This is a genomic window from Arthrobacter sp. RCC_34, assembly GCF_041360795.1.
In the GTDB taxonomy this organism is placed as follows: domain Bacteria; phylum Actinomycetota; class Actinomycetes; order Actinomycetales; family Micrococcaceae; genus Arthrobacter_E.
The window spans coordinates 323,723-335,035 of the sequence record NZ_JBFUPW010000002.1 but is presented as its reverse complement, the minus strand read 5'-3'; the positions used below and the strand labels follow the sequence as shown (position 1 = coordinate 335,035).

Genomic DNA, 11,313 nt, shown 5'->3' with positions numbered 1-11,313 from the left:
CGGCGACAGCACGGCCCGGAAGCAGGTAGGACCACGGGGATCCGGGGGACCGGCAGCACCCGGTGCGGGCACTACTCGGGTAATCCCGGAGATCCTCCGGGGGCCGTGGCGGGGAGACCGGAGTCAGATGCAGGTAGTCGCTCCGCGGGCCTGCACGCGGCCGGGGTACTTGACTGAAAGGGCAGTTCAAGAACCACAAATGAGGTCTCAATGTCCCGGTCTTCATCCCCGGTGGCGCATCGTGGCGAGAACCCGTCCCGGGTCAGCCCTGTGCGGTCCATCGACAGCAGCGGTGGTGCGATCACACTGCCCGGCCGTCAGGCGCGGGCTCCACATGCGGGGTCGGCGGTGGAACAGCCTTCCGAGACCGAGGCTACCCCCCTGCCACCGTCGGCCCCCTCACTCTTCCGAGGGCGCACCACCCCCTGGGCGTCAGCTCACCAGGCCCTGGCGAACCGCGCGGCCGCGCACCGGGCCACCGCTCACCGCGTGAGCGCAGGCGGTGGGCTGGAAGGACTCGACGCGCCGGCCGGCGTCGTGAAGAGCGCCACCACCCGCAGGGCCGGGCGGCCCCTCGCCGCGGCAGGCGCCCGCGCCTGGGAGAGCGGTCTGAGGAAGAAGCTGAGGATCAGCGACTGGGCGTGCATCGTGGCCGCCGTGTTCCTGGCCCACACGATCCGCTGGGGATTCGACGCCTGGGAACTCGGGGACACGTACTTCTGGGTCAGCCTCGGCATCATCGTCCTGTGGTGCCTGGACCTGGAGTTCGGGCACAGCCGGGACCCGCGCATCCTCGGGCTCGGCGCCTCGGAGTACAAGGCCCTGGCCCACTCCGCGACCCGCGTCTTCGTGCTCGCTGCGGCGGTGCTGATCGTGGTGCAGGGCGGTGTCCTCCGCGGCTTCTTCCTCACCGCCTTCCCGTGCGGCCTGCTGCTGCTGCTCATGTCCCGCTGGCTGTGGCGCCGCGATCTCAACGGCCATCGGCGCCGCGGCGAGTACCTGCAGGACGTGGTGGTGATCGGACGCACCAAGGATGTCGAGTCCGTGATCGTGCAGCTCCAGGACAATCCGGCGGTCGGCTACCGGGTGGCCGGGGTGGCGCTCAACTCGCTGCCGAGGAAAGCCTCCTACGGCAAGCCCTGGTACCGGATTCCGGTGATGTCCACCCTGGACGACATCGAAGAGCTGGTCCGCCGCTCCGGAGCGAGCATGGTGATCGTGGCGGGAACGCTGCCGGGCGGCTCGCATCGCCTCCGCGAACTCGGCTGGCGGCTCGAGGACCTCTCCACCGAGCTGGTCCTGGCCTCCCGGCTCACGGACATCGCCGGGCCGCGCGTCCACTACCGCCCCGTGGAGGGGATGCCCCTCATGCATGTGGAGCTGCCACAGTTCACCGGCACCCGCCACCTCCTCAAGCGCCTCGTGGACCTCACGCTCGGCATCCTGGCGCTCGTGATCCTCGCGCCGGTCCTGCTGCTTCTGGCCGTGGTGGTGAAGGCGGATTCGCCCGGGCCGGTCTTCTACTCGCAGGAACGGATCGGCCGCAACGGCACCACGTTCAGGATGCACAAGTTCCGGTCCATGACCACCGACGCCGACCTCCGCCTCGCGGAGCTGAGCGACGGGAACCAGGGCTCGGGCCCCCTCTTCAAGCTGCGCGACGACCCCCGGGTCACCCGGTGCGGGAAATGGATGCGGCGCTACTCGCTGGACGAGCTGCCCCAGCTGTTCAACGTCCTGACCGGCGAGATGAGCCTGGTGGGACCCCGTCCGCCGCTCCGCCGGGAGGTCGAGGCCTACGAACAGCCCGCGCACCGCCGGCTACTCATCAAGCCAGGGATCACCGGACTATGGCAGATCAGCGGGCGGTCCAATCTGTCCTGGCAGGAATCGGTCCGGCTGGACCTCTACTACGTCGAGAACTGGTCGCTCATGGGCGACCTCATGATCATGTGGCGAACCGCGAAAGCCATGGTCTCAGCGGAAGGTGCGTACTGACATGCCCGTCATCCATCGGATCGGTTACGTCCCCGGGGTCTACGACCTCTTCCACGTGGGGCACCTGAACCTCCTCCGGCAGGCCCGCCGGCACTGCGAATACCTCGTGGCGGGCGTCGTCAGCGACGACCTCGTCCGGGAACGGAAAGGCTTCACGCCGGTGGTCCCCGAGCACGAACGCCTGGACATCGTCTCCTCGCTGGACCTCGTGGATCAGGCGATCCTCGAAGCGGTCCCGAGCAAGACCGAAGTGTGGGAGCAGGTCCGCTTCGACGCCATCTTCAAGGGCGATGACTGGCAGGGCACCCCGGCGGGGGAGGCCCTGGAGAAGCTGTTCGAGCCTCTCGGCGTCGAAATCGTCTACCTCCCGTACACCCTGCACACGTCGAGCACGACGCTCCGCAGGGCCCTCGACCTCCTGGACGGCTCCGCGGCCCCGGCCCCAGCCCAGCTGCCGATCGGCCAGGTGACGCCATGAGCGCCACCGAGCCGCGCGGCGTCGTACACACCGAACGGAAGACCCCCGCGATGACTCCTGCACAGCATCGGACTTCAGCACAGCACCTGACGCCGGCACAGCACCGGACGCCGGCCCCGCACGGCCTCGTGAACCGCACGCACTCGCGCGTGGACATCATGGGCGTGCACATCAGCTGCGTGAACATGCGGCGGGCGGTCTCCCTCGTGGAGGAGTGCGTCGACGGCTCACGGCACGGCTACGTCTGCGTGAGCGACGCCAACGCCCTGCTCCACGCCCGCGACGACGGCGCCCTGCGGGGCGTGCTCAACGACTCGCTGCTGACGGTGCCGGACGGGATGCCGCTCGTGTGGTCGGGCCGCTGGGCGGGCTCGCAGGTGATCGATCGAGTCCCCGGGCCCGAGCTCATGCCGGCCGTGCTGCGGCTGTCCGCCGAGCGCGGCTGGTCCAACTACTTCCTCGGCGGCGACGAGGCGACCATGCGGGCGCTCATCGGCCGCCTGGAGGAGAACATCCCGGGACTCCAGGTGGCGGGCTGGCACTGCCCGCCGTTCCGCGCCCTGAGTGAGGAGGAGGACGAGCGGATCGTCCAGGACATCAACGCCTCGGGGGCCACCTTCCTCTGGGTGGGCCTCGGCGCCCCCAAGCAGGAGGCATGGCTTGGGAGCCACAACCACCGGCTCACCGTGCCGGTCGCGTTCGGCGTCGGCGGCGCGTTCGCCATGAACGCCGGAACCGTGGGCCGGGCGCCGCGCTGGATGCAGCGCAGCGGCCTCGAATGGAGCTACCGGCTCCTGCAGGAGCCCAAGCGCCTCTGGCCCCGGTACAGCAAGGTGATCCCACGGTTCCTGGCGGGGATCGTGGGGGACCCGCCGCATCTGCTGACCGGCCCGTCCCGGGACCCAGGAGCAAGGACACCCTGACATGAACACCAGGTCTCGACACAGCACAGCGCATCCGGGGGCAGGGGCCCCGGGAACCGTGAAACTCTGGCACAGGGCAAGCTGGGGCATCGCCGATCAGGTGCTCAACAGTGCCGGCAATTTCGCGATGGGGATCGTCGTGGCGCGCGCCGTCCCTCTGGCGGACTTCGGCGCCTACGCCCTGGCGTTCGCCGGCTACTCCCTGGCGCTGGGGATCTCGCGGTCGCTGTCCACGGAGCCGTACGCGGTGCGGTATTCCGCCGTCGACGGCGAAGCGGCGCGCGCCGCGGCGGGGCGCAGCACGGGCACCGCACTGGTGCTCGGCATAGGACTGGCGGCGCTGGTCGCCGCGGCGACGCCGTTCCTGGACGCAGGGACCCGCCCTCTGACCCTCGCGCTCGCGGTGAGCCTGCCCGGACTCATGCTCCAGGACGCCTGGCGGCAGGTGTTCTTCAGCGGGGCTCGCGGCTCCAGCGCATTCCTCAACGACCTCCTCTGGCTCCTCTTCATGATCCCGGGATTCGCCGGGCTCCTGCTCTCCGACTCCCACTCCGTCGCCGCCTACGTGCTCGCCTGGGGGCTGGCCGGGACCGCCGCCGCGGTCTGCGGACTCCTCCAGGCCAGGCTCTGGCCCAGGCCCGCGAAGATGCCTGCCTGGGCCAGGGAGCACCGCGCCCTGTGGACCCGGTATCTGGGGGAGAACCTCGCCGTGAACGGCGCACAGCAGATCCTCTTCGCCGCCATCGCGGCCGTGGCGGGCATGGCGGCCCTCGGCCAGCTGAAGCTCGCCATGGTGGCGCTGGGGCCGGTGTTCGTCCTGGTGCAGGGCGTCGGGGTGGTGGCCGTCCCGGAGGCGGCACGCGCGCTCCGGGCCGGCCGGGAGAGCGTGAACCGCGTCCGGCACGGGTCGTCCGGTCTGGTCGCCGAGGGCGCGGCCGCGTGGGGTCTGGTCCTGCTGCTCCTGCCGATGACATGGACGACGGCGCTGCTCGGCCCGCAATGGCCGGCCGCGGCCGTGCTCGTGCTGCCGCTCGTCCTGGTCCAGGTGGGCAACGGCCTGCGGACCGGGGACGCCGTGATGCTGCGCGCCATGGGGCAGGCCCACCGGGGTTTCGTGACCCGGGCGGTCACCTCGGGTCTCTCGGCCGTGGCCGGCCTGCTCGGAGCCGTGCTCGCGGCGGCCGACGGTGCGGCCTGGTCGATGGCGGTGGCGGCCGCGCTCTCCGCGTGGCTCTGGGCCGTGCAGTACCGGAGAGGGTGTGCCGAGGCGGCGTCCGCGGCGCTTCCCGGAACCGTCCTGATGGGAAAGGGGGCCTGAGATGAACGGCGGATGGTCCGTGGTCTACGCGCTCAGGAAACTGTTCACCACGCAATATCTCCTGATCCTCCTGATCACCCTGGCAGGGGTGCTCGGAGGGCTCGGGTACGGGTACAAGCAGCCGGTCACGTTCACCGCCCGCACGAGCGTGGTGACCGGGACCTACAGCCTGCCCAGCAACATCGGCATCCAGGGCGTGATCGACAAGACGGGGCCGCTGGCCCTGGAACTCCCGGCCGAGACGCAGGCGATCATCATCGCCAGCCCCGTCATCACGAACGCCGCCTCGGACGCCCTCGGGGTGGACGGCACGGCGGCCCGGGACATGGCCGAATCCGTGAAGGCGAGCCCGGCCACGGACAACTCCTTCACCATCACGGCCCAGGGCCCCTCGGCGAAGGAGGCCGCCGACTATGCCAACGCGGTCGCGAGTTCCTACCTCGCTTACCGGGCCGAACTGGGGAAGGCGAGCATGAACAAGCTGGCCGGCCAGTACACCGAGCAGGCCGATGCGTCCGCGAGCGCCGCCAAGGCCCTGGACAAGAACATTCAGGGCGCCGGCGGGGCGAACACCACCACCGGCGCGTCCCTGGTGGCGCGGCAGCAGGAACTGCTCAAGCAGGCCGAGCAGGCGCGGAGCACCGCGGCCTCCCTGACCGCCATGGCCCTGGACTTCAAGGGCGGCGGATCCGTCCTCGAAAGGGCCAGCGCCGACAAGACCAGCCGCTCCCTGAGTCTCGTGGTCTACGGGCTCCTGGGACTGGCCGGTGGCCTGGGCCTGGGGATCGTGACCGCGGCCGTGCGCCGTCAGGTCTCGCCCCGCATCACCGATCGTCTGGACATCGTCCGCACCCTTGAAGGAGTCGCCGTGTTTGCCGAACGAAGCGCCGGGGATCCGGCCCTGGGACCGCTGCTCTGGCGGACCCTGTCCCGCATCCTGCCCCTCGGACAGAGCCAGACGGGCAGCCGCGTGGTCGCCGTCCAGGCCCTGTCCAGTCCGGCGTCGGGCCTGCGGGCCGCGACCGCCGTGGCCGAAGCGGCGGCCCATGCCGGGCATTCGCTGCTCCTGTACACGGAGTCGGGGGAGGCCGCGGGGAAGCTGAGCGGAGCCGACGCCGTGTCCGCGGCGGGCCTCGAGGAACTCGATGGCGCGGCGCGCCGCCGGGTCAACGGACTGTCGCTGAACCAGGCGAGTTACCTGGCGTCCAGTTCGCGGACGCTGCAGGGTGACATGGTCACGATCGTGGTCGGGGACCCGTTCACTTCCTCCGCTGAGGGGCACGCGTCGTTGCCCGAGCACTTCGGCGGGCCGGTCCTCCTGTCCGTCGAGGAAGGCACGGACAGTGCGGACGGTCTGTTCGACGCGGTGGACCAGCTCCGGATGTCCGGACTGGATGTCGCCGCCGTCGTGCTCACCAAGGCGCCGCGCCGCTTCCGGTGGTTCCACGCCCGCCGGAAGCCCCGGAGTCCGAAGAGGGCTGGGCTGACCGCGGTGTCGTCCGACACTGAGCCTTCCGCCGGGGCGGGCCGTGAACCCGGGCAGGACTCCGGTCACGGGGCCGGTCCGGCGTCCGCCGCGGCCGGAAAAGCCCGGATGCCGGGCCGCACGCCGGCGAGGGCGCGGTCATGAGCACCGTGACGGTTCCGGACCGCCGGCGCCTGGCCGATCCGCGCGGGGCGGCCCGCGACCGGACCGTCCTGGGCCCGGTGGCCGCGACCGTCGTCGTGACGCTCGTGTGGCTCCTCCTGGAGCTCAGCGTGCAGCCGTGGTCCCGCTCGGACTCCCTGGGCGGCACGGACAGCAGCAGCCTGCTCAAGGGCGTGGTTCTGCTCGCCTGCCTTCTCGGGCTCGTGGTGTTCACGCCGCCGCGGACCCGGCTGGCGGTCCCACCGGTCTTCCGGATCTACCTGCTGTTCACCGTGGCGGTCATCCTGAGTTCGTTGCTGCTGCCGTCGAGCCTGACGATCATGGTCCGGGCCGGCCGGTTCATGGCCGGGATCGCCGTGCTGGTGCTGCTGTTCCCACTCATCAAGGAACGGGCGCACACCTTCGTGCGGATCATGTTCGGCGTCCACCTGGTGCTGGGGTTCAGCGTGCTCGCCGGCATGGTGCTCCTGCCCTCGCAAGCGTGGCTGGACGGACGGAACTTCGCTCAGGGCGGCCGGCTCATGGGCGCGATCATGCCGATGATGCCTCCACGGGTGGGGGAGATCGGCGCTATCGTCCTGGGCCTCGGCATCCTGCTCTGGGCCTTGCGGCTGCTCCCGCTGCCGGTGGCCCTCGCCGCCGTCGCGCTGGGGGCCGCGCTGATCGTGCTCAGCCGCACCCGCACGGCGCCCCTGGCCGCCGTCACGGGGCTGGCTCTGGCCGCGCTGGCGCTGCGCCGGCATCACGGCGCCCGGCGGATCGCCGCCGTGTTCCTCGCCGCCTGTGTGGCGGCCGCGCCCTTCCTGGGCACCATTTCGACCTGGGCCCTCCGCGGCCAGGACACCAGCCAGCTGGAACGCCTGAGCGGGCGCACGCTGGTCTGGGATTTCATCCTCTCGCAGCCCATGACGGACCTCACCCGCTGGTTCGGGCACGGGCTGGGGGAGAAGCGGATCCTCCTGCGTCGCGGCGAAGGGGACATCAATTACATGGCCATCGACAACAGCTGGCTGGACTCCTATTGGGAATCCGGCCTGGTGGGTCTGGTGCTCATCGTGGCGGCGACCCTCGCCGCGCTCGTCTACGCGCTCCGGACCCCGGAGCCTGGCGCCCGCGCCGTCGCCGCCTTCCTGTGCGGCTACGTCCTCGTGGCATCCATCAATGAGAGCGGACTGTGTGACCTGTCATCCATGACGCTCCTGCTCCTGGCCTCCGCGCAGCTCTCGCTGTGCGGGAGGTTCCACACCAAGGGCCTCCCGGCCGGTGACGTGTCCCGGGGTCCCAGGTTCAGCATCCTCTCGGGGAGAAAGTGATCCATCATGAAAAGCATCCTCAGGCGTCTGGCCGTGGGAATCGCTGCGGTGGCCGTGGTCCTGGGCATGACCGCCGCCCCCGCGTGGGCGAAGCAGACCACCTTGTCGGCGCTGTCCACCCCGACCTGGCAGACGAATGCCACGGTCCGTGCCGTCGCGTATGCGGCCGGGAAGGTCTTCGTGGGCGGCGAGTTCACCACGGTGCGCCCGCCGGGCGCCGCCGCCGGGGTCTCGGAGACCTCACGGACGTATCTGGCCGTCTTCGACGCCACCACCGGAAACCTGCTCGGCAGTGCGCCGCAGCCCAACGGCAAGGTCTGGTCGCTGACCGCTTCCGCGGACGGCACCACCGTCTACGTGGGCGGTGATTTCACCCAGATCTACGGGGCGGCCCGCGGCCGCATCGCCGCCATCGACACGGCGAGTCTCACCTTGCGCTCTGCCTTCAAGCCCTACGTGGCGTACCGCGTCAGCACCATCGACGTCGCCGGCCCCACCATCTACTTCGGTGGCAGTTTCACCCAGGTGGCCGGCATCGACCGCCCGAGGGCCGCGGCCGTGCAGGCCAGTGACGGCGCGCTCCTGCCCTGGAATCCCGCGCCCGACGCCGACGTGAACTCGGTCAAGGCCTCCCCGGACGGCAGCAAGGTCTACCTCGGCGGCAAGTTCGCCTACGTGGGCAGCGTGCACCGCGAGAGCGTGGCTCTCGTGGACGCGCAGCAAGGCGCGCTGCTCCCGTTCCCCGCGGCGTCGACGCTGCCGGACCGGACCGGCTCCTGCTGGACCAAGGTGGAGGACATCATCACCCACGGTGACAACGTGTACTTCGCCAACGCCGGCGACGGCGGCGGCTGCTTCGACGGCACCTGGTCAGCATCGATCAGCACGGGGCAGCTCAACTGGAAGAACACGTGCCTGGGCGCCACGGAGGCGATCGTCTTCGTGGGCGAATGGCTCTACAAGGGCTCCCACGCCCACGACTGCAGCTCCGTGGGCGGCTTCCCGCAGGGCCCGAACCGGTTCCTCCTGGCGGAGAACCCGGACACCGGTGACGTGCAGGGCTGGTACCCGCAGACCAACGCCGGGCCCAGCACCTACGTCGGACCCTGGGACATGGCCACGGACGGCCAGCACCTCTGGGTGGGCGGCGACTTCACCACGGTCAACGGGGAGGGGCAGCAGGGCCTGACCATGTTCGGCTCGGAGAGCGACGCCCCGCCGAAGAAGCCCGCCACGCCGTCGGCCGCCAGCCTCCGGGCGGGCCAGGTGGACGTCCGGGTCACCGCGACCGTGGACAACGACGACGAATACCTGAACTACAAGGTGTTCCGCAACGGCTCCAGCACCCCCCTGGACGTCCGCACGGTCCGCTCCCGGTTCTGGGACATCCCCAGCTACCGCATCACGGACCCGGGGCTGACCCCGGGCAGCCAGGTCGCGTACCGGGTGGAGGTCACCGACGGCACGAATGTGGTCACGTCCTACTGGACCCCCTACATCACCGTGGCCAGCCAGAACGCGGGCTACTCGGACAATGTGGTGGCCGATGGGGCGCAGTACTTCTGGCCCACGGATGAGAGCAGCGGCACGTCCGCCCACGATGCGATCGCCGGCAACAACCTCACCGGCAGCAACCGGACCCAGCTCGGTTCCGCCGGCCCGAACGCCACCTCCAAGTCCGTGAACATCCAGAACTCGAATGCGAGCCTGAACAGCTCGGTGCAGCTCTCCGGACCGAACACGTTCTCCGTCGAGGCGTGGATCAACACCACGAGTCTCCTGGGCGGCAAGGTCGTCGGCTTCGGGAACACGTCGAGCGGGAGCAGCAGTCAGTACGACCGTCACCTCTACGTGGACAGCGGCGGGCGTCCGGTCTTCGGCGTCTACCCCGGCTACGTGGTCACCGTCCGCGGCGGAAGCGCCGTCAACGACGGCAAGTGGCACCACTTGGTCGGCACGCTCGGTGGCGGCAACGCGACGCTCTACGTCGACGGCGTCAGTCAAGGCTCGTCCCCGGCGGCCGGTGCCGAGGGCTACACCGGGTACTGGCGGATCGGAGCGAACAACCTCGGCGCCTGGCCCAACCAGCCGCTGAACCAGGGCATCGTGGGACGCGTGTCCCAGGTGGCCGTGTACTCCTCGGCCCTGGACGCCTCGCAGGTGGCCTGGCACAACTCTCTGGGCCGCGGCAATCAGGCGCCCGTGGCGGCCTTCACGCCGTCCTGCACGCTGATGGCCTGCTCGTTCAACGCCTCAGCGTCGAACGACCCGGACGGCACCATCACCTCCTACGCGTGGGACTTCGGCGACGGAGCCACGGGGACCGGGGTGAACACGAGTCACAACTACGCCTCGGCGGGCACCTGGAATGTGCGCCTGACCGTGACCGACAATCTGGGGGCCACCACGGTGACCAGCCAGACGGTGACCACGACGGCGCCGAACCAGCCGCCGGTGGCCAGCGCGACGTCGTCGTGCACCTATCTGGTCTGCTCCTTCGACGCCTCGGCCTCGAGCGATCCGGACGGCACCATCGCCTCCTACGCCTGGACCTTCGGGGACGGCACGACGGGCGCCGGCGCCACACCGCAGCACAGTTACGCCGCGGCCGGAACGTACACGGCCACCGTGACGGTCACGGACAACGACGGCGCGCAGAACAGTGCCGGAACCACCGTCACCGTCGCGCCGCAGCCGGCCAACCAGCCGCCCGTCGCGAGTGCCGTCGCGTCCTGCACGCAGCTCGCCTGCACGTTCGACGCCTCGGCCTCGAACGATCCGGACGGGAGCATCGTCTCCTACGCCTGGACCTTCGGGGACGGCACGACGGGCACCGGCGTCACGCCGAGCCACACGTATTCGGCTCCCGGGGTGTACACCGCCACCGTCACCGTGACGGACAACCGCGGACGCACGGCCAGCGCCAGCAAGCAGCTGGATCTGAGCAACGTCGTCCCGGCCGGCACGGTCCTGGCGAAGGACACCTTCGCACGGACCGTCACCAATGGCTGGGGCACGGCGGACAAGGGCGGCGCCTGGACGGTGAGCGGCACGGCCAGCCGGTACGCGGTCAGCGGCGGACAGGGCACCCTGACCATGCTGACGGCGGGCAACCAGACCGGCGCGGCGCTGAACTCCTTCTCCGCGCAGGACACGGAGGTCAGCCTGGGTCTGTCCCTGGACAAGCCGGCGACGGGCGGTGGCGTCTACGTGAGCGTGGACTCCCGGACCATCGCAGGCCAGGGCGCTTACCGTGCCAAGGTCCGGTACATCGCGGCGGGTCGCGTGTACCTCTCGCTGATCCGGGTGGACAGCGCGGGAACGGAGACCGTCCTGGTCCCCGAGACCCAGGTCCTGGCGGCCACCCCGGCCGCGGGCAACACGCTCCAGGTGAAGTTCCTGGTCTCCGGTTCCGGCACCACGACGCTCAAGGCGAAAGCCTGGGACAGCAGTGCCGCCGAACCCGGCGCATGGCAGCTGAGCACCACGGACGGCACGGCCGGCCTGCAGGCGGCGGGCACGCCCGCACTGCGGACCACGCTGTCCGGCTCCTCCACCAATGCACCCGTCCAGGCGCGCGTGACGGACTACCTGGTCACCACGCCGCGCTGACCGCTCGATCGCGAAGGAGCAAG

Annotated in this window: 7 protein-coding genes; all 7 read left to right on the top strand. The window is 70.5% G+C overall.

Annotated features, from left to right (window positions below):
- Positions 1-489 precede the first annotated feature (489 nt).
- The 7 genes from AB6732_RS10230 to AB6732_RS10200 are packed head-to-tail and all read left to right on the top strand — an operon-like array spanning position 490 to position 11,290.
- Complete coding sequence (locus tag AB6732_RS10230) at positions 490-1,998, top strand: sugar transferase (RefSeq protein WP_370959861.1); 1,509 nt, start codon at positions 490-492, stop codon at positions 1,996-1,998.
- Between the two features lies 1 nt (position 1,999).
- Positions 2,000-2,476, top strand: coding sequence for an adenylyltransferase/cytidyltransferase family protein (locus AB6732_RS10225; RefSeq protein ID WP_370959860.1), 477 nt, complete (start codon positions 2,000-2,002; stop codon positions 2,474-2,476).
- Positions 2,473-3,399 carry a WecB/TagA/CpsF family glycosyltransferase gene (locus AB6732_RS10220; RefSeq protein ID WP_370959859.1) on the top strand — a complete coding sequence of 309 codons (927 nt, stop codon included), beginning with the start codon at positions 2,473-2,475 and terminating at the stop codon, positions 3,397-3,399. The genes AB6732_RS10225 and AB6732_RS10220 overlap by 4 nt, the downstream gene beginning before the upstream one ends.
- Positions 3,400-3,457: 58 nt before the next feature.
- Positions 3,458-4,717 (top strand): hypothetical protein, encoded by a 1,260-nt coding sequence (locus tag AB6732_RS10215; RefSeq protein ID WP_370959858.1) that lies wholly within the window; start codon positions 3,458-3,460, stop codon positions 4,715-4,717.
- 1 nt (position 4,718) lies between these two features.
- Complete coding sequence (locus AB6732_RS10210) at positions 4,719-6,347, top strand: hypothetical protein (protein ID WP_370959857.1); 1,629 nt, start codon at positions 4,719-4,721, stop codon at positions 6,345-6,347.
- A complete protein-coding gene (locus AB6732_RS10205) occupies positions 6,344-7,678 on the top strand; it encodes an O-antigen ligase family protein (RefSeq protein WP_370959856.1) in 1,335 nt (444 codons plus the stop codon). Before AB6732_RS10210 ends, AB6732_RS10205 begins: the two co-directional genes overlap by 4 nt.
- 6 nt (positions 7,679-7,684) lie before the next feature.
- A complete protein-coding gene (locus AB6732_RS10200; protein WP_370959855.1) occupies positions 7,685-11,290 on the top strand; it encodes a PKD domain-containing protein in 3,606 nt (1,201 codons plus the stop codon).
- Positions 11,291-11,313: the final 23 nt, after the last annotated feature.

What these genes read in the sequence shown, in the direction of transcription:
- AB6732_RS10225 (WP_370959860.1), top strand. Translation starts at nt 2,000, where the DNA reads ATGCCCGTCATCCATCGGATCGGTTACGTCCCCGGGGTCTACGACCTC.
- AB6732_RS10220 (WP_370959859.1), top strand. Translation starts at nt 2,473, where the DNA reads ATGAGCGCCACCGAGCCGCGCGGCGTCGTACACACCGAACGGAAGACC.
- AB6732_RS10210 (WP_370959857.1), top strand. Translation starts at nt 4,719, where the DNA reads ATGAACGGCGGATGGTCCGTGGTCTACGCGCTCAGGAAACTGTTCACC.
- AB6732_RS10205 (WP_370959856.1), top strand. Translation starts at nt 6,344, where the DNA reads ATGAGCACCGTGACGGTTCCGGACCGCCGGCGCCTGGCCGATCCGCGC.
- AB6732_RS10200 (WP_370959855.1), top strand. Translation starts at nt 7,685, where the DNA reads ATGAAAAGCATCCTCAGGCGTCTGGCCGTGGGAATCGCTGCGGTGGCC.